This window comes from Gordonia aichiensis (assembly GCF_039946255.1).
In the GTDB taxonomy this organism is placed as follows: domain Bacteria; phylum Actinomycetota; class Actinomycetes; order Mycobacteriales; family Mycobacteriaceae; genus Gordonia; species Gordonia aichiensis_A.
The window spans coordinates 43637-62309 of record NZ_JBCDWL010000023.1 but is presented as its reverse complement, the minus strand read 5'-3'; the positions used below and the strand labels follow the sequence as shown (position 1 = coordinate 62309).

Below are 18673 nucleotides of genomic sequence, written 5' to 3'. Positions count from 1 at the left end.
GATCTCCCTGCTCTTCGATCTCTGACTTGGTGAAGATTGGAGCTCGCACCGAACGCCGCCACCGCGACATCGCTCAGCATCGAAGGTAGCCCCGCGTCAGGCCGTTGAGAACTCGTCTGGTCGGCTGACGTCAGTTCCGATAGATCTGCTGCAATCGCGCGACGACCGGCTTGGGACTGTAGTCGTAGCGGTACAGACCGAAGTTGAAGTCGGCCTGCGAGGGATCGGTCTTCCAGTCCTTGCTCGTGAACAGGAACATCGGCCCCATCCGCGGCTGGCGGCGGACGTAGGCCATGCTGAGCACGATGACGTCGGCCTGTCGCTCTTCACTGACCGCGATCGGGCTGGTCCCGGTCGGCTGGCCCCACTCGGTGATCCAGATCCGCTTCCCCGCATCACCGGCCGCATCCATGATCGCGCGGATCGCGGCGACCGTCGGATCGAATCCGGTCGCCCCCAACACCTGCGGGAAGGTATACGGATGCAGGCCGACGGCGTCGAACGAGCCGCGTGCACCCGCCACGTACAGTCCCGTGAGGAACGGCCCGACGGGGATGCCGGACACGTCCGGTGAGGTGCCGCCGGCCACCACGAGCGCATTGCGGTCGGCGGCTTTGATGCGCGGATAGCTCGCTTTGAGCAGTTGCGCGTAGGCGGCCGGATCCGGGTTGATCCAGTAACCGCGCAGGTTCGGCTCGTTCCACAGCTCCCACGCCGCCACGCGCCCGCGGTACCGACTCGCCAGCGCCGCCGAGAACGACGCGTAGTCCGCCGCCGACCGCGGCGGCGACCCCTGGACGTCGGGATAGATCGCCGCCCAGGCGGGGGCGGGCCCGGCGACGAGCCCGAGGACGCGCAGGCCACGACTGCGCGCGGCGTCGACGGCGCGATCGAGTCGCTCCCACTTGTAGTAGCCCGGGCCGGTCTCGGTCTCGTTCCAATTCATCACGATCCGAATCCACGTGCCGCCGACCGCCCGGATCGCGTCGGCCTCCCGCTCGTAGCCCGCGGTCGTCCGATCGGCGAGCGTGGCGATGCTGGCGACGCCGAACTCCTGCGTGAAGGCGGCGAGCGCCGGCGACGTCGGGCGCTCGCTCATCGCGGGCACGATGGCCAGCAGGGCGATCAGCGCCGCTGCCGCGGCGACTCCTCGTCTCATCGATCGCCCGCCCTTCTCCGTCGATGCCTGTTGGTCGGCACGTTCGTATTCAACCCGACCGCCGGCAGCCTGTCCGTGGTATCGGCGTCCCCGCCGGGCGCAGTCCCGTCATCTGAGCCGGGGACATCTGAGTCGGGGACATCGGGCGCGGGGACATCCGGGGAGTCGGGGCCGACGACTTCGGGATCGGGATCCGGTCCGCCGTCGTCGCCCGCCGAGCCGCGGCGTCGTTGCAGGGCCAAGGCGAGGAGGACGCCCACCACGCCGCCGCCGATCGCGCCGGCCCCGGCGAGCACCGGATCGATGAGCGCGTCGCGGACCGCGCCCCGCGTGCTGGGATCGACGATCTGCAAGCGCAACGCTCCCGGTCCGCCCGCGTGCGGCGCCTCGAGCTTGTCGACCAGGCCGGTCAGGTCCTGCGCGACCGCCAGCGCCAGCTTCGCCGAGTCGTCGGGCGACGCGGTCCGCACCGTGATGTCCATGACCACCGTCTGCGGCGGGACGCTGACGGACATGTCGGCCAACAGCCGGTCGACGGTGATCGGCACGCGCGCAGCTTCGATCGCACGGCTCGCGACCGACGGATCGGTCGCGAGCGTCGCGAAGCTCCGGACGCTGTTCTGCGCGGCCATGGTGCCCTGATACGCCTCGAGGAGGTCGGCGGTGCCCGACACCACGTACAGCCGCACGGTCGCGGCGTAATCGTGCGGCTTCACCAGCGAGTAGCCCGCACCGACGGCGAGACCGAGAAGCACACACGCCACGATCACCGTCCATCGGCGCGCCACCGTCGACACGATTCTCACACTGACTCCTTGGGGTGCTCTGCTGCCGAGCGCTCGGCAGGCATCCGGTAGACCAGGAAGGGCAGGATCGCGGCGAAGGGCGCGATCCCGAGGAAGTAGGGAACGAAGACGGCCTCGAGCGAGGAGATGCTCAGGATGGTCGCGAAGTAGGCGACCAGCCAGGGCCGCTCGGCCGGTCCGACCGATCGGGACTTGATCACCGCAGCGGCCACGACGACCACCGCGCCCCAGAGACCGGTCGAGACGACGATCTCGAACCAGCCGTTGTGCGGCGAGTAGTTGGCGACGAACAGCGTCGAGCGACCCGAGTCCACCCAGTACGCGGGGTCGTGACCGAACACGAGCTGGTCGGGGATCAGCGCGCGCGCCTGGTTCCACAGGTATCCGCGCAGGCTGAAGTCGGTCTCGGCGTACCCGACGTAGAGCGGCAGGAACGACAGCACCGCGGCTCCGGTGAACAGCCCGCCGAGGGCGACTGCCCGCGGCCGCGAACGCGGCGCCGCCGACAGCAGCAGCGAGCCGACGGCGGCCACCCCGATCCCGATGAACGCGGTGCGGCTGCCGGCCAGGAGCCCGACCGCCGCGACCCCGAGGACGGCCGCGACCACGCGGGCGGGAGCGGCCCGGTACGCCGCCAACGGCAACAGCACCGTGACCATGATTCCGGCCAGGTTGCCGTTGCCCGCGAAGGGCGAGGTGAGCGCGGCCCCGAGTTCGGTGCACTTGTCTGCGCGACAGTCGCCGAGGATCTCCGCCGGGTTCACCAGGACCGCCGCCAGCAGCGCGACGACGGCCCCGACCAGCACGATCCGCGCCGCGTCGCCGATGGCGGCGAGCGAGATGGACCGCGCGCGCAGCACCAGGCCGGCGTACATGGCCGCCGCGACGACGAGGTTCACCAGTTTGCCGGAGCCGTCGATCAGCATGGCGGCGCCCGCGCTGACGAACAGCGAGGCGAGCACCGCCGCCGCCGGATCGACGACGATCCGCTGCCGCATGAGGGCTCGGCCCGCCTGGACCAGGCCATATCCGACCGCCGGCGTGTACAGCAGGACGGTGAACAGCGATCCGGCAGCCGACGCGTCCGACCAGAGGAGCGGCGCGACCACGTAGATCGCCACGATCGGCCAGCCGGCGACCGCCGCGACCCATCCGCCGACGACCGGGTCGAGCCGCGCGAGCAGCGAACGATCCCAGCATCCGGCGACCAGCAGGAGCACCGCCGCGGCGAGGACGGCCGTCGCACCCATCAGGACATCCAGACTTCGGTGAGGCCGGCCGGCGTCAGCCCGGGAACCGACTCGTACAGTTCCCAGGTCGCGACGGCGCCGCGGGTGTCGACGATCCGGTGGTCGGTCACGACGGCGGCCGTGCCGTCGGGCAGGACGATCGTCGCGGTGGCACCGGACACCTCGACCTCGAAACGGGCGGCCGTCCGGTCGATCGCCGACCGGTACCGGCCCTGCGCCAGGACGATCTGGGCCCGGCCGCCCGCCGGCCACACCCCGTAGCTCCACCGGTCGGCGTCGGCGACGAAGTGCACGGACGCCGCGGGAGCAGCGCCGCCCGCAGCGGCGGGGACCGGAGCCGAGGTGACGAGCAGCGCCACCGACCCGGCGTCGGCGGCCGGGAAGACTGCGGTGGCGCCGATCCGGGTCACCGAGCCGCGCGGCGGTCGCGCCCACAGGTAGGCGGCCGACTCGGGCGCGGTCGGGGCGGCGTGCGTGAGGACGCCGGCGCGGACGACGAAGCCCGGCCGGGCGCTGCGGCCGCGGTCGACGGTCGCGAAGTCCGGTGGCGGGCCGTCGACGAACCTGTGGTGGACGGCGGCGCCGGCCGGTGAGGCGGGCGTGTGCGCGCGCACCTGCGTGCTCGACGGCGCCGCCACCTGGTCGGGGGCGCACGCCGAAGCCATCAGCACGACCGCCGCCGCGGCCGTCGAGCGGTACCGGATGCTCAAATGTCGGCCACCTTCCGAACCGGGGTGAAGTAGCCCTCCCGATGCCACCACTTGCAGTCCGGCAGGTCCTTGCGCCAGCGTGCCGGGGACCCCGCGTACAGGCCGGCAGGCAGTTCCCGGCCGGGCTCGGAGGCGGTCACCGTGGAGCCTGCCGCCACGATCGAGTAGCCGGGGACCTGCGCGTCTTTGAGGACCAGGCAGCCGGTTGCGAGCATCGCGTTCTCGCCGATGCGGATGACGCCGACCGTGGTCTCGTCGGCGACGAGGTCGATCTCGTGCGATTGGAAGATGCTCCGGATCCCGCCGACCGCCGCGCGCCGGGCGAGTTCGATCCGCCCGGACGCATCGAAGTAGTGGCGGTTGGTGATGATCGCTTCGGGACCGACGATCAGGGCTCCGCAGCGGGCGCTGAACGCCTGGTACGCGGGTGCCGCGGTGAACTGATTGAACCGGCCGATGAAGGCGCCGTCGCCCAGTTCGACCCGCGCCACTCCCCGGAACACGTTGAACGGGGACAGGACGGCGTCCTCGCCGATGATGAAGACGCCGCAGCCGAGCACGAGGTTCGGGCGAAGGCGCGCGGTCGAGGCCACGGTGTGGCCCAGCCGGCGCAGGCAGAACACCTTGAGCGGCGAATGCGGCATCAGCCAGATCACCGATCCGAGCAGCGACAGTATCCGGGTCATGATCGATCTCCTGTGATTGTGGCCGTCGTTCGGGTGCGGCCGGTGCGGGCGGACGGGCGGGTGCCGGACTCGGCCGGTGCGCGGGAGCGCCGTGCCCCGTATCCGACGGCGGCGACCGCGGTCGCCGCGGCGATCGACGCCAGCACGATCGTCCGGAGCGTCGAGTGCGGGAACGCCGGGTGCGCCGGCGGGGCGGCGAGCACTTCGACGGTGATCGGCGTCGGTCGTTCCAGTTCGGGGATGACGAGCGCGAACTCGTCGGCGATGGCCGTCGCCGCCCGACGCGCGGTGACCGGGTTGTCGGAGCGCACGTCGAAGTCGACGATCGTGGTGCCGCGGGGTGAGGAGACCACGGTGGCCGCGCGCAGTTCGGCGGTCGTCATGGGCAGCTGCCTGCGGTCGATGACGCGGCGCAGAAAGGTCTCGCTCTCGACCAGCACGGCGTAGGAGTCGATCGCGATCGCGAACATCGCCGGGACGCCGGGTGCGTATCCGGGATTGGGCATCCCCGGCGGTGGCGACGCGACCAGGACCGCCCGCGCCCGCGCCTGGTGGACGTCGTGCTGAGCGATGACGGTCGCCGCGCCGCCCGCGGCCACCAGCGCCGCCGCGACGATCGCGAGCAGCACTCCCGCCCGCCTGGTCATCGCGTGCACCGTCCGCCGGCGGCCGCGCTCTCCAGCACCGGGGTCATCCCGTCGGCGATCATCCGGTGGCCCAGGTCGGTGGGATGCTGACCGTCGGCGCCGAGGACGGTCGCGCCGGTCCCGCGGGCGAACCAGGCGCGGGCCTCGGAGTCGACGAACCGCGCGCCGACCGCGGCGGCGGCCTCTTGCAGGAGTCCGCGGGACGCCGCGGCGCCCGGCGGCCGGTTCACTCCGGGCAGACGCAGCGGCGAGACGATCACCGCGGACACGCCGGGGGCGACGGCGCGTGCGGCGCCGACGGTCCGCTCCACCAGCGCCCGGTACTGGGCGGGCGATCTGCGTGCGGCGGCGGCGTCGTTGTTGCCCGCCATCAGGACCAGCACCGACACGTCGGGGGTCATCAGGCGATCCACCTCCGCCGGAAACGTCGTCCCGCGCTTGCCGGGCGTCGCGAATCCCGACCCGCCGCGTCCGGACACGCGCAGCAGGACCGGGCACGCCGCGGGCGAATGTCGGGCCAGGCGCGACTGGACCAGCGCGGTCCAGTTGGCGTCGCCGCGGCCGCCGACGGCCGACCCCTCGACCATCGAGTCGCCGACCAGGAGCACCCGGACCGCGGGCGGGTCGGTGAGCACGTCGACCGGCGACGAGCCGGCCGCTGCGGTTCCGCCGGCCGGTGACGAGAAGGCGCCGACCGCCAGCACCGTCCCGGCGGCGACGGCCGCGACCGCCAGGGCGACGGCGTCGGCGCGCGCCGCGAGCCGTGCCGTCAACGGTCGGTCGCGCAGACCGTCGAGCAGGATCGCCAGCACCGTCGCCTGTCCGACCACCGGCGCGGCCCACACCAGGTCGACGGCCCCGGTGTAGGCGCACAGCACCAGCAGCACGAGGGTGAGCGAGCCGCCGGCGACGATCGCGCCGGTCACCCGGCCCGGCCGTCCGCGTGCGAGGAAGGCCGAGCTCACCGACTGCGAGACCGAGGACAGGCCGGCGGCCACGACGAGCCCGGCGAGCATCCATCGCGCCGGGGCGTACTTCTCGCCCACCACTTCGATCACCAGCCAGGCGCCCGGGATCGCGCCGAGGACGACGACGGCCAGATAGATTCCGGTCGCCCCCAGGTAGCGGCGGAAGATCCGGTCGAACTCGGGCGGGTCGCCGATGCGCCGGGCCAGTTCGGGGATGAGCACCGTCGACGCCGCAGCCGCGAACAGGGTCAGCGGGCCGGTGACGCGGGTGGCGAGCGCGAACCAACCGACTGCGGTCGCCGACGCGAACAGCGCGAAGGCGGGCACCTGCAGCTGTGCCAGGACGCCGGAGATCGACAGCAGCCAGAATCCGCGGCCCCGCTCTCCTCCCGCCGGCTGCCCGGTCCGCTTCGCGCCGGGCTCGACGACCCGGCCTCGTCGGCGTCCGGCGACCGCCGACCGGACCGGGCTCGCCACCCCCAGTACCGCGGTCGTCAGGAAGGCGATCAGCAGGGCGTTCTCGACGGCGACGTGCCAGGCGAGCGCGGCCGCGACGGCGGTGAGCGGCACCGCCCGCTGCACCATCCCGAGGGCGCTGGCGCCGCCGTGCGCGCCGAGTCCGGCCAGGTGCGCCTGGGCGTAGTTCTGCACCGCGTCGCTGTAGGCGAAGACCGCGCCGGCGAGCACGACGGTCGAGAACCCGAAACCCACGACTGCCGCCGCCGCGATCCCGGCGGCGGCGAGGGCGGCGACGGCCAGAGTGGCGACGGTGTGCACGACGAACAGCCGCGCGGCGGCCGCCTGCGGATCGTCGAGCGCGTTGACGCGCAGCGCCCGCATCGGCATTCCGAGCCCGGCGACCAGACTCACCGCCATGCCGACCGTGTAGACGAGGATGAAGCGGCCGAAGTCGTCGACCGTCATCGCTTTCGCCAGGATCAGGAGGGTGCCGCCGAGCATGAGTGAACCGGCCGCGCGGGCGCCGATGCGCAGGGCGGCGTCCCGGGCGACCCCGCGGGCGGTGCCGTCAGCCATGGTCGGCCCGCCCCGCACGTCCGCTTCGGCTGACCGCACGCCGCAGTCGCCGGTAACCGGCGGTCTGCCGCAGCCCGAACACCACGACCGAGGCGGCCTGCTCGCCGGTGCCGATCCAGCCGAGGGCGCGCTGCCGGGCGGTGGCCGCGTTCCCCATCCGCAGTCGATGGGCTTCGGTGAGGAAGGTCCGCCACAGAGTCCCGGTCTTACTCGCGTCGTGCAGGCGCAGCGCGCCGATCCTGACGGGCACGGCCGCCTGGCGCGGCCGGGCGCGGGCGATCCGGTACTGCAGTTCGTAGTCCATCGTGCAGTTCAGCGCGGTGTCGAAGCCCCCGAGGTCGCGGAGGAAGTCGGTACGGGCGACCACCGACCCAGAGAACGACGCGCACGTCGACCGCCGCAGCAGGGTGTCGAGTTCGATGGGCCGCCCGTCGAAGTCGTCGATCACCTCGCCGTCGGCGCGCAGCAGACGGTGATCGCCCGTGAGGACCTGCAGGTCGGGTCGATCGGCGAGCGCGGCGCGGACGCCGGCGAGCGCGCCGGCGCACAGGACGTCGTCGGCGTTGAGCCAGATCGTCCACGTGCCGCTCGCCCGGCTCAGCGCGCGATTCAACGCGTCGGACTGGCCGTCGTCGGCGGCGAACACCGGCCGGAGCCGCGAGTCCGTCGCCGCCAGCCGGCGCAGCAGTTCCTGGCTGCCGTCGGTCGAGCACGCGTCCTGCACCAGGATCTCGTCGTGCGGGCCCAACTGGTCCAGGGCCGACGACATCGCCTCGGCGAGGTAGCGGCCCGGGTTGAACGAGGGCACCAGGATCGAGAAGGTGGTCGGGGTCGTGGTCATGGTCTGCCTCTCTCACCTGCGTGCGCTCGGCCCGCATAGCTGTCCGCCAACTGCCGCGCGACCGCGTCGGCGCTCCAGTGCTCCTGCACCGCGGCCCGCGCGCGGTCGCCGCATCGGCGTGCCGCGTCCGGGTCGTCGAGCATCGCCGCGATCGCCGCCGACAGGGATTCGACGGTGTCGTCGACGACGGCTCCGGCACCGGCGGCGGCGATCCGGTCGGCGATCCCGCAGGTGTCGGTCACGACGACCGGCAGACCCACCGACATCGCCTCCAGCACGGAGACGCCAAGCGGCTCGTGCACCGCGGGCAGCACGTACACGTCGGCCCGCGCCAACCGGTCCAGCACGTCATCGGGTGCGACCGCGGGTTCGCGCGCGACGACGCCGCGGCGGTGCACCCCGTCGGCCCGCGCCGCGGCGAGCAGTCGGTCGATCGCCGCCCCTTGTCCCTCGTCGGGACCGACGACGGTGAACCGCACCGCATGGTCGACGGCCAGCTGCAGCGCGGCGGTCACGAAGGTCACCGGGCGTTTCCGTTCGTGCAGCCGCGCCAGGAACAGCACTTCGGCGGCACCGGCGGTCCTCGGCGGTCGAGGTGCGGCGGTCGGCACGCCGTTGGTCAGCAGTCCGATCGCCGACCGGTCGGCGCCGACCGCGCGGATCCCGGTCCGTTCGCGCTCGTCGAGGCAGTAGACGGTGCCGGCTCGGCGCAGGACGGGTCGCATCAGGAGCGCGTCGAACACCCGGTGCGCCGGCGAGGTGCGCGGTGCCACCATGCCGTGCGTCTGCACATGCGTCGGGATCCGGCCGACCAGCAGTCGCGCGGCGGGTGCCGTGACCAGATCGCGTCCCAGGTGGACGTGGGCGACGTCGAAGTCGCCGGCATGTCCGGCCAGCCAGCGCAGCATCGTCGGCGACCCGATCCGGGTGAACGAGCATCCGGGTCCGACCGTGTGGACGGCGAAGGTCTGCACGTCGACGCCGGGTACCGGGGCGGGTCGGTATCGGCCGCGGACCCCTGCGACCAGCGTCACCCGGTGGCCGCGGGCGGCCAGCGCCCGCGCCTGTCCGAGCGCGACCGTCGCCGGCCCGCCGTACTCGCCGCCCGGGGTGAGCAGTGCGACGACCTGCAGGATCCTCATGTCCGCTCCGCCTTCCGGGCCGTTGCCGAGTCCGTCTCGGCCACGGTCGGCGCCCCGCCGGGAATCAACACGGTCGGCGCCCCGCCGGGAATCACGACGGTCGGCGCCCCGCCGGGAATCAACACGGCGCCGTCCGGGACGACGGCGGCGTCGGCGAGCCGGACGCCTTTCAGCACCATCGCGTCGGCGCCGATCACGCAGCGGTCCCCGATCCGGATCGGTTCGCTGGTGCGGTCGAAGGTCGGCGAACGGTGGTCGTGGCCGCCGGAGCAGACGATCACGCCGGGGCCGATCTCGCAGTCGCCGCCGATGTGCACCGGTTCGGGGTCGATGATCCACACGTGCGCGCCGATCTCGGTCCGCGCGCCGATCGTCAGCTTCCACGGGAAGTGCACGCGGAACGACCGGTCGATCGTGGCCGAGGCGGCGACCGACGCGCCGAACCAGCCCAGGACGCGGGCGCGCCACCGGGGGCCGCCGACACCGGTGCGCATCAGCGCGGCGACCGCGATCCAGGCGATCAGCCAGGCGCGGTTGCGTCCCCGGTCGCGCTTGTCGACCACGTAGTCGGCCAGGCGTCGGGCGTCCGGGAGTGCGGTGGGCGCGGCGGGACGACGCGCGGCGGCGAGGTCGTCGAGCCAGGCGCCGAACCGGTCTGTCGCCGCGGCCGCGGAGAGTTCGACGATCGCGTAGCGCCGACCCGCCTCCCCCAGGGTCGCGGCCCGCTGCGCGTCGGCCGCCACCTCGACCACGGCCGTCACCAGCGCTTCGGGGTCACCGGAGGCGACGATCACCCCGGCGCCGGCGCGCGTGATCTCGGCCGCGGTGATGCCGTCCGGGTCGACCGCGGCCACGACCGGCAGTCCGGTGCCGAAGTAAGTGGTGAGCTTGGACGGGATGCTCATCTCGGCCACTCCCGGCTTCTCGTTGACCAGCAGCACGTCCGCAGCCGAGAGCAGGTCGTGGAACTGCTCGTCGGGCAGGGGGTCGACGAAGGTGAGGTGCGTGCAGCCCTGCGCGGCCGCTTCCAGCGCCGTCCGGCGGTTGCCGTCGCCGACCAGGTAGAAGTGCAGGTCGAGGTCGAGATCGGCGGCCACGCGCGCGGCGGCCACGACGTTCTCCAGCCCCTGCTTCATCCCCATGTTCCCGGCGTGCACCGCGATCACCGATCCGGCGGGCAGACCCGCGCGGTTCCGCGCACCCGCGCGGTCGGATCGGGGTCGCGGCCCCACCTGGTTCCAGTTGCGCATCGCGATCACCCGGTCGCGATCGACGCCGTGGGTGTCCCGGACTATCTCCCCGAACCGCCCGTGCGCCACCGCCACCGAATCGGCGCCGCGCAGAACCGCCGTCTCGAGTCGGCGCACCGCGCGTGCGGTGCGGCCCCGCCGGTCCGCGGCCTCGACGATCGCCTGCGAGTACAGGTCCTGGACCCACAGGCCGACCGGCGGGCGTCGTCTACCGCGTCGGCTCAGCGCCGCGAGCACCACTGCCGCCGCGACCAGCGGCGGACTCACCAGGACCACCACGGCGTCCTCGCGCAGTCCCAGCCGGACCACTCCGACGCCGAACTCGAGTTCCATGCGGGCGCGCCCGAGGATGCTCGCCGACGCCGGCACGCTGTGTCGCAGCCGGCGGATCGCGACTCCCGCGTCGGCTGCGCTCTCGACGTCGACGTCGGCCGCCCGCCACTGCGGGTAGTGCGGGTGACCGGTGAGCACGCGCACATCCCACCCGGCGGCGGCGAGCCGGCGGGCGAGATCGGCGACGTACGGGCCGATCCCCGTCACCTCGGGCGCGTAGTTGATCGCGACGAGATCGACCCTCCGGCCCGGTGACCGCTGGTCCGGTTCGCGATATCCTCGGACGCGTGAGGAACTATTCATCGCTGCTGTGGCCTCCGGTGTCCCGGCTCGCGGCGATGACCTTCGTGCCGGGCCGCGTCCGGGTGGGCGTGCTGCGGCTCTTCGGCGCCGACATCGGCCGCGGCGTGCTGATCCGGCCGCGCGTGCGGATCCGGGCGCCCCGGCGGTTGTCGGTCGGCACCGATTCGTGGATCGGCGAAGCGGTGGAGCTGGACTGTCGGCGCGCGCCCATCGTCATCGGATCCGACGTGGTCCTGTCGCAGGCGGCGCGGCTGATCGCCGCGCAGCCGGGGCCGCTGATCGTCGACGACGGCGCGTGGATCGCCTTGCGCGCCACGGTCACCGGATCGGTGCGCGTCGGTCGGCGGGCGGTCGTCGGTGCGGGCGCGAGGATCGACCGGGAGGTGGCGCCGCACGCCCTCGTCCGCAGTCCGGCCGCGATCGCCGCACCTTCACTCACGCAGCGCCCCTGAGTTCGCCCGATACCATTCGACGACTCGGCCGACGCCCTCGCGCAGCCCGATCTGCGGCTCCCAGCCGTATGAGCGCAGGACCGAGACGTCCAGGACCTTCCGCGGGGTGCCGTCCGGCCGGCCGGTGTCCCATTCGACGGCCCCCGAGTAGCCGACGCTGTCGGCGACGATCTCGGCGATCTCGGCGATCGAGTGGTCCTCGCCCGTCCCGACGTTGACGTGCAGGTCGCCGTCGTACCGGTCGAGCAGGGTCAGGCAGGCCGCGGCCATGTCGTCCACGTGCAGCAGTTCGCGCCGCGGGGTGCCGCTGCCCCAGTTGGTGACCGTCCCGAGGCCGCAGCGGACCGCGTCGTCGTAGCGCCGGATCAGCGCGGGCAGCAGGTGGCCCGCGTCGATCGCGAAGTTGTCACCGGGTCCGTACAGGTTGGTCGGCATCGCCGAGATCCACGCCAACCCGTGCTGGCGGCGCACCGATTGCACGCCGACGATCCCGGCGATCTTGGCCACCGCGTAGGCCTCGTTGGTCGGCTCGAGATGACCGGTCATCAGCGATTCCTCGCCGATCGGCTGCGGCGCGTACTTGGGGTAGATGCACGACGAGCCGAGGAACAGCAGCCGCGGCACCCGCAGGTGCGCGGCGGCGTCGAGGACATTGGTCTGGATCCGCAGGTTGTCGGACAGGAAGTCGAGCGGGTACGTCGCATTGGCGAGGATGCCGCCGACGCGGGCCGCGGCCAGGACGATCACGTCCGGCCGGATCCGGCGGAGGTAGTCGAAGGTCGCCTCGCGATCGCGCAGGTCGAGCTCGGCGCGGGTGGCGCCGACGATGTCGGTGCACCCGCGCGCCCGCAGTGCCCGCACGAGGGCCGAGCCGACCAGGCCGCGGTGGCCGGCGACGTAGATCCGCGCCGTCTTCAGCGATTCCATCTGCCGCTCCACTCAGCTGCTCCACACCGGCAGCGCGGGACTGTCGATCCACCGACGCCCCTCGCAGGCCAGCGCCGCCACGTCGGCGTCGACCATGATCCGGGCGAGCTCGGGGGCGTGCACGGTCGCGGTCCAGTCCAGGTGTTCGCGGGCGAGCGCGGCGTCGCCGATCAGGCTGTCGACCTCGGTGGGCCGCAGATAGCGTTCGTCGAATTCGACGTGCGCCCGCCAGTCCAGACCGACGTGCTCGAAGGCCGCGTCGAGGAAGTCCCGGACCGAGTACGCGCGGCCGGTGGCGAGCACGTAGTCGCGGGGTTCGTCGGCCTGCAGCATCCGCCACATGCCCTCCACGTATTCGGGTGCGTAGCCCCAGTCCCGGACGGCGTCGAGGTTCCCCATGAACAGTCGGTCCTCGACGCCCGCGCTGATCCGCGCGGCCGCCCGGGTGATCTTCCGCGTCACGAAGGTCTCGCCGCGGCGCGGCGACTCGTGGTTGAACAGGATCCCGTTGACCGCGAACATCCCGTACGCCTCGCGGTAGTTGCGGGTGACCCAGTACGAGTAGACCTTGGCGGCGCCGTAGGGGGACCGCGGATAGAACAGCGTCGACTCGTTCTGAGGCGGCGGTGAGGCGCCGAACATCTCCGAGCTGGAGGCCTGGTAGTAGCGGCAGTCGATGCGAGCCTGCCGCACCGCCTCCAGGAGCCGGATCGATCCCATGCCGGTCGTGTCGCCGGTGTGCTCGGGTTCGTCGAAGCTCACCCGCACATGCGACTGGGCGGCCAGGTTGTACACCTCGTCCGGGTCGATCGCCGACATCAGCGTCGCCAGTCGCGCACCGTCGCTCAGGTCGCCGTAGTGCAGGAACAGGCGCGCCTCGGGGTCGTGCGGATCCTGGTACAGATGGTCGATGCGTCCGGTGTTGAAGGTCGACGCGCGGCGGGTGAGCCCGTGGACCTCGTAGCCCTTGGCCAGCAGCAGCTCGGCCAGATACGAGCCGTCCTGCCCGGTGATACCGGTGATGAGCGCCTTCTTCATACGAGCCTTTCGTCAGCGCTGGTGCGCGGCGGGCGCCGCATCAGTAGGCGCCCTTCTTCGACAGCACCGCATGAACCGTGCGGCGCAGGATGATCAGGTCTCCGGTCAGGGACCAGTTCTCGACGTACGACAGATCGAGCTGGGTGGACTCCTCCCACGACAGGTCGCTGCGGCCGGACACCTGCCACAGCCCGGTGATGCCCGGGCGGACGAGCTGCCTGCGCACCGTCATCCGGTCGTAGGTCTCGACCTCGCCGCGCAGGGGCGGCCGCGGCCCCACCAGGCTCATCGTTCCGGCCATGACGTTGAACAGTTGCGGCAGCTCGTCGAGGCTGTGCCTGCGGAGGAATCGTCCGACGCGGGTCACCCGCGGGTCGTCGTGCAGTTTGAACAGGACGCCGTTGCCGTCGTCGGCATCGGCGAGGTCGCGGACCATGGCGTCCGCACCGTCGACCATCGTCCGGAACTTCCACATGGAGAACGGGACGTTGTCGGCGCCGATCCGTTCGCCGAGGTAGAAGACCGGCCCGCGGTCGCTCACCTTGATCGCGATGGCGCAGGCGAGCATCACCGGCGCGAAGACCAGGAGCGCGCAGACGCTGACCACCTTGTCGAAGGCGACCTTCATGATCCGGTTGGCCGCATGATGGCGGGGCCGCGCCACGTGCAGCAGGGGCAGCCCGGGCTGCGCGCGGACGGTGATCCGCGGTGCCGCGATGCCGCCGAGCCCCGGCGCCACCAGCAGTTCGATGTCCTGGTCGTCGAGTTCCCACGCCAGCTCGCGCAGTCCCCCGTCACCGAGGACCTCGGCATCGGTGACGGCCGCTACCGTCGCGCCGCTCTGCGCGAGCACGCGATGGATCTCGTCGTAGCCGGGGTAGACCGCGACGCCGGCCGACGAGATCCGGCTGTCGGCGCGGGTCCGACCGGCCGCCTCGCACGAGGCGACGCAGATGCCGACCACCTCGTAGCCCAGAGCCGGATCGCAGGTGAGGCGGTTGGTCAGTTCGGCCGCCGCGACCGGCTCGCCGATCACCAGCACCGACTGCATGTACCGGCCGCGGGTCCGGCCGCGCGCGATCCGACGGCGCCACGACCAGCGCGACACCAGCAGCAACAGGGTGCCGAGTGGGAAGACGACGGCGATGAACCCGCGCGCGATCGACAGGTTGAAGATCAGGTCGGTGATCGCGAGCGCCCCGAACAGGCCGAAGCTCGCGGTGATGACCCGGTTGTACTCGGTCGCACCGCTGCACAGGACGCGCCGATCGCGGGTGTGGGCGACGCCGAGCGCGATCATCCAGCCGATGATCAGGACCGCTTCGGGCCACACCACCGGGAGGCCGAGGGCGCCGACGGGCTCCACCTGCCGCACGTCGGCGCCGAACCGGATCAGGTGCCCGGCGACGACCGCGGCGGTGACGGCCGCGAAGTCCGAGACCCGCAGCCGTCTGCCGAGGACGCGGAGCCACGGCTGTGATCGCGCGATCCGAGGCGCGGAGTCCGCGCGCGAATCGCCCCACATCCGATCGGTGCCGTATTGCACGCTCATCGTTCCTCGATCACCTCCCGGACGCGCTGCCGGATCGGGCCCGCCGTCTGCCGGTCGGGCTTCACGATGAGGATCGACGATGAGTCAGATCACGTTACGAAGGGTTACAGGGCGGTCCGGGGCGCCGAGGACGGTGGAATCCAGACAATCGCACCGCCGCGCGCCGCGCGCCGGACCGTAAAGGGAGAGTCAAACCTGCAGCGTGATTGCGCATTTTCCGTCGCCCCCGAAGCAACGTGGGCGGCAAACCCGACCGCCCGTCGAATCATCGCTGATAACAGCACTTATTCACGTGAACGATCGACCGGTCGAGAGGCCTCGGCAAACCGCAGGCACACCCCCGATTCGGCCCTCCTACGACGACACGCGAACCACTGCCTTCCCGCGCACTCGCCCCTCGGCGAGGTCGGTGAGGGCCTGCGGCAGCTGGTCCAACCGGTAAACGTGGTTCACCGGCGGCCGCATGCCCTGCCCCACCAGTTCGAGGATCTTCTCGTGCAGCACGCCGGGCACCTCCGGGTGGGTGCGGATGTACTCGCCCCACGCCGCGCCGACCACCGCGATGTTCCGGAACAGCACCCGGTTGAGCTTCACCGTCGGGATGCCGCCGGCCGCGAAGCCGATGACCACGAACCGACCGTCGGGCGCGACCGCCCGCAGCGCCTCGTCGAACACCTCGCCGCCGACCGGGTCGATCATCACGTCGACGCCGCCGCCGGTCAGCTCCAGCACCCGATCCTTCCATCCGTCGGTCAGCGCCACCACCTCGTCGGCGCCGAGCCCGCGCAGCATCTCCTCGTTGCCGGTGCGGTGCACCACGGCCACCACTCGCGCCCCGAGCGCCTTGGCGACGATGATCGAGGCGACGCCGATTCCGCCCGCCGAGCCGAGGACGCCGACGGTCTCCCCGGGCTGCAGGTGCGCCCGCATGGTCAGCGCGAACAGCGCGGTCTGGAAGTTGATGCCGAGAGCGGCGCCCTCGTCGAAGGTCAACTCGTCGGGCAGCGGGAACAGCTGCTGCTCGACGACCGCGACCTGCTCGCCGAAGCCCCCCAGCATGGACGCGACGACGACGCGGTCCCCGACCGCGAACCGCCCGCCTTCGGGGGCCGCGCTCACCACGCCGGCGACCTCGGTTCCCGGCGTGAACGGCGTCGGCGGCCGCAGCTGATACTCGCCGCGGCTCATCAGCAGGTCGGGGAAGCAGACGCCGCACGAGCGGACGTCGATCAGATACTGCCCGGGATGGCGTTCGGGAGCCGGAAGGTCTTGCAACTGCAGGCCGTCCGGCCCGGTCTCACTGACGATCACCTGTGCTTTCATGCGTCTCACGGTAGCCGCCGGACAGGTGTCTATACGATCGTTCCATGTCATCGACCTCCCCCTCGCCAGGACTGTCCGACGCGCGGCTGCGCGTCGCCGACGAGGCCCCCGGCTTCATGCCCGCCGACGAAGCGCGAGCCCTCCACGACACCGCGGTCGCCTACCTGTCGCAACCGGAGGCGGTGGGCGTCGGCGTCGAGATCGGCACCTACTGCGGCAAGTCGACCGTCTACCTCGGCGCCGCCGCCGAACCGCTCGGCGCGCTGATCGTCACGGTCGACCATCACCGCGGATCCGAAGAGCATCAGCCCGGCTGGGAGTACCACGACACCGCCCTCGTCGACGGCCACAGCGGACTGCTCGACACGGCGGCCCGGTTCCGGCGCACCATGTTCGACGCCGAGTTGGAGTCGACGGTGCTCGGCCTGCTGGCGCCGTCGACCGCCGCCGCCCGGATCTGGGGGCGCGAGGTCGATTTCGTCTTCATCGACGGCGGTCATTCAATGGAGGCCGCGCAGAACGACTACGACGGCTGGGCCCGCTGGGTGCGTCCCGGCGGCGCACTCCTGATTCACGACGTCTTCCCCGACCCCGCCGACGGGGGCCGACCGCCGTACGAGATCTACCGGCAGGCCCTCGACTCCGGCCGGTTCACCGAGTCGGCGGTGCACGGCTCGCTCCGCGTGCTGACCCGATCGATCACCTGACCATCCTCCGATGGGGACATGCGAGACCATCGCCTGTCAACCCTGGTGCGTTTCGAAAATGCACGCTCAGAGGCATGCAAAGTTGTGCGTTTCGCCACAAACGTGGATCAGACGCGTTATCTTTCGGAAATGGCTGCATCGGCGACCCGACGGCAGCCGGTTCGTGCATCTCCTCCAACGACGGAGGCGACACGGCTCACCGAAGGGATATTCGTGGACACCTCCTCACGACTCAGGCGCCCGCTCCGCGCGGCAGGCGCCATCCTGGCCGCCTCCGTCATGCTTGCGGGCGGACTCACCGCCTGCGCCTCCGACAATTCGACGACGGGTTCGACCGGCCCCACCGTCGAACTGTCGGCCAACCCGGCGACCGGTTCGGCGATCAAGGTCGGCTTCATCTCCCCCGAGGGCGGCGCGATCAGCCTTCCCGAGGTCCGCAAGGCGGGCGAGGCCGCGACCCGGTACCTGAACGAGAACGGCGGCGGCATCGCCGGGCACAAGATCGACCTGGTGGTCTGCAACGAGCACGAGGAGCCGGCATCGGCCACCAAGTGCGCCAACCAGATGGTCGAGCAGAAGGTCTCGGCCGTCGTGTCGCCGTTCGGTTCGATGGGCGCGGTGATGCTGCCGATCATCTCCGGCGCGGGCATCCCCTACATCGCGCAGGCTCCGGTGTCGCAGGCCGAGATGGTCTCGCCCGATGCCTTCATGATCGCCGGCGGCGTCGTGAGCGTGCTGTCGGCCCAGGCCACCCAGGCCGCGAAGGAGGGCGTCAAGAAGTTCGCCGTCATCCTCGGCGACTCCGGTGACGCCGCATCCTCGGTCAAGGCGCTCGGCGATCCGATGTTCGCCAAGGCCGGCGTCGACTTCCGCGTCATCACCGTCCCTGCCTCGATCGCCGATCCGACGCCCAACATCACCGCCGCGCTGGCCTCCGACAAGCCCGACGCGGTGACCATCATGGGTGACACCCGTCAGTGCACCACCACCATCAAGGCGCTGCAGACCGTGGCCCCGGACATCAAGAAGTTCATGATCTCCACCTGCATCGACAAGCCGGTCACCGACGCCGTCGGCGCCGAGGCCGTCGCCGGATCGAAGGCGTTCACCACCGTCAACCTGACCGATCAGAACGATGAATCGGTCAAGCTGTTCCGCAGTGTGATGGCGAAGTACGCCTCCGACGTCGACACCAGCGGCATCTCCTACCTCGGCTACCAGATCGTCATGTCGCTCGCCGGCGTCGGCGGCTCGCTGCCGAAGACCGACACGGTGGGCCCGAAGGACGTCATGACCGCCTTCCGCACCGCGCAGAACGTCCCGATCCCGGCCGCCCCGGGCCTGCACTTCACGTGCAACGGCAAGGCCGTCCCCATGCTGCCGAGCATCTGCAGCAGCGGCATCCTCGTCAGCACCATCTCGCCCGATCTGAAGCTCGTCGACACCGAGGTCGTCAACCAGCACTGATCGACATCACCTGAAGACGTGCCGGGGGTCGTCGCTCGACGACCCCCGGCACGCTTCCCGACTCCTACTCGTGCAGC

17 protein-coding genes are annotated in these 18673 nt (G+C 71.8%); 3 read left to right on the top strand and 14 right to left on the bottom strand.

The annotated features are described in order from the left end of the window. Positions 1-130: 130 nt before the first annotated feature. From AAFO60_RS19225 to AAFO60_RS19180, 10 genes are read right to left on the bottom strand one after another with little or no spacing between them, the layout of a single operon-like run. Positions 131-1159, bottom strand: coding sequence for a cellulase family glycosylhydrolase (locus tag AAFO60_RS19225; protein WP_347957855.1), 1029 nt, complete (start codon positions 1157-1159; stop codon positions 131-133). Next, on the bottom strand, positions 1156-1965 hold the full coding sequence (locus AAFO60_RS19220) for a YveK family protein (RefSeq protein ID WP_347957854.1): 810 nt from the start codon (positions 1963-1965) through the stop codon (positions 1156-1158). The genes AAFO60_RS19225 and AAFO60_RS19220 overlap by 4 nt, the downstream gene beginning before the upstream one ends. Then, a complete protein-coding gene (locus AAFO60_RS19215; RefSeq protein WP_347957853.1) occupies positions 1962-3215 on the bottom strand; it encodes an O-antigen ligase family protein in 1254 nt (417 codons plus the stop codon). Before AAFO60_RS19215 ends, AAFO60_RS19220 begins: the two co-directional genes overlap by 4 nt. After that, positions 3215-3925, bottom strand: a complete 711-nt coding sequence (locus AAFO60_RS19210) for a hypothetical protein (RefSeq protein ID WP_347957852.1) — start codon at positions 3923-3925, stop codon at positions 3215-3217. The genes AAFO60_RS19215 and AAFO60_RS19210 overlap by 1 nt, the downstream gene beginning before the upstream one ends. Next, positions 3922-4611: an acyltransferase gene (locus AAFO60_RS19205; protein ID WP_347957851.1), complete on the bottom strand. Its 690-nt coding sequence runs from the start codon at positions 4609-4611 to the stop codon at positions 3922-3924. The genes AAFO60_RS19210 and AAFO60_RS19205 overlap by 4 nt, the downstream gene beginning before the upstream one ends. Continuing rightward, on the bottom strand, positions 4608-5258 hold the full coding sequence (locus AAFO60_RS19200; RefSeq protein WP_347957850.1) for a hypothetical protein: 651 nt from the start codon (positions 5256-5258) through the stop codon (positions 4608-4610). The genes AAFO60_RS19205 and AAFO60_RS19200 overlap by 4 nt, the downstream gene beginning before the upstream one ends. Continuing rightward, positions 5255-7261: a GDSL-type esterase/lipase family protein gene (locus AAFO60_RS19195; RefSeq protein WP_347957849.1), complete on the bottom strand. Its 2007-nt coding sequence runs from the start codon at positions 7259-7261 to the stop codon at positions 5255-5257. Before AAFO60_RS19195 ends, AAFO60_RS19200 begins: the two co-directional genes overlap by 4 nt. After that, positions 7254-8102, bottom strand: a complete 849-nt coding sequence (locus AAFO60_RS19190; RefSeq protein WP_347957848.1) for a glycosyltransferase — start codon at positions 8100-8102, stop codon at positions 7254-7256. The genes AAFO60_RS19195 and AAFO60_RS19190 overlap by 8 nt, the downstream gene beginning before the upstream one ends. Continuing rightward, a complete protein-coding gene (locus tag AAFO60_RS19185; protein ID WP_347957847.1) occupies positions 8099-9244 on the bottom strand; it encodes a glycosyltransferase in 1146 nt (381 codons plus the stop codon). The genes AAFO60_RS19190 and AAFO60_RS19185 overlap by 4 nt, the downstream gene beginning before the upstream one ends. After that, positions 9241-11130, bottom strand: coding sequence for a glycosyltransferase (locus AAFO60_RS19180; RefSeq protein ID WP_347957846.1), 1890 nt, complete (start codon positions 11128-11130; stop codon positions 9241-9243). The genes AAFO60_RS19185 and AAFO60_RS19180 overlap by 4 nt, the downstream gene beginning before the upstream one ends. On the opposite strand from AAFO60_RS19180, the gene AAFO60_RS19175 reads away from it, so the two are divergent. After that, positions 11115-11582: an acetyltransferase gene (locus tag AAFO60_RS19175; protein ID WP_347957845.1), complete on the top strand. Its 468-nt coding sequence runs from the start codon at positions 11115-11117 to the stop codon at positions 11580-11582. The genes AAFO60_RS19180 and AAFO60_RS19175 overlap by 16 nt on opposite strands. Here AAFO60_RS19175 and AAFO60_RS19170 read toward each other — a convergent pair. The 4 genes from AAFO60_RS19170 to AAFO60_RS19155 all read right to left on the bottom strand — a co-directional run bounded on the left by AAFO60_RS19170 (position 11562) and on the right by AAFO60_RS19155 (position 16422). After that, positions 11562-12509 carry a GDP-L-fucose synthase family protein gene (locus AAFO60_RS19170; RefSeq protein ID WP_347957844.1) on the bottom strand — a complete coding sequence of 316 codons (948 nt, stop codon included), beginning with the start codon at positions 12507-12509 and terminating at the stop codon, positions 11562-11564. The genes AAFO60_RS19175 and AAFO60_RS19170 overlap by 21 nt on opposite strands. A gap of 12 nt (positions 12510-12521) precedes the next feature. Continuing rightward, entirely contained in the window at positions 12522-13547 is a 1026-nt protein-coding gene (gmd, locus tag AAFO60_RS19165) for a GDP-mannose 4,6-dehydratase (protein ID WP_347957843.1), read from the bottom strand. A 40-nt stretch (positions 13548-13587) separates the two neighbouring features. Beyond that, positions 13588-15099, bottom strand: coding sequence for a sugar transferase (locus tag AAFO60_RS19160; RefSeq protein WP_347957842.1), 1512 nt, complete (start codon positions 15097-15099; stop codon positions 13588-13590). Positions 15100-15453: 354 nt separating this feature from the next. Next, a complete protein-coding gene (locus AAFO60_RS19155; protein WP_347957841.1) occupies positions 15454-16422 on the bottom strand; it encodes an NADPH:quinone oxidoreductase family protein in 969 nt (322 codons plus the stop codon). 44 nt (positions 16423-16466) lie between these two features. Between AAFO60_RS19155 and AAFO60_RS19150 the strand changes: the two genes are divergently transcribed. Both AAFO60_RS19150 and AAFO60_RS19145 read left to right on the top strand, forming a co-directional pair. Then, the gene (locus tag AAFO60_RS19150) at positions 16467-17129 is read left to right on the top strand and encodes a class I SAM-dependent methyltransferase (RefSeq protein ID WP_347957840.1); all 663 of its coding nucleotides are present in this window, start codon (positions 16467-16469) and stop codon (positions 17127-17129) included. Positions 17130-17342: 213 nt separating this feature from the next. After that, on the top strand, positions 17343-18596 hold the full coding sequence (locus tag AAFO60_RS19145; protein ID WP_347957839.1) for an ABC transporter substrate-binding protein: 1254 nt from the start codon (positions 17343-17345) through the stop codon (positions 18594-18596). The last annotated feature ends 77 nt before the right edge of the window (positions 18597-18673 follow it).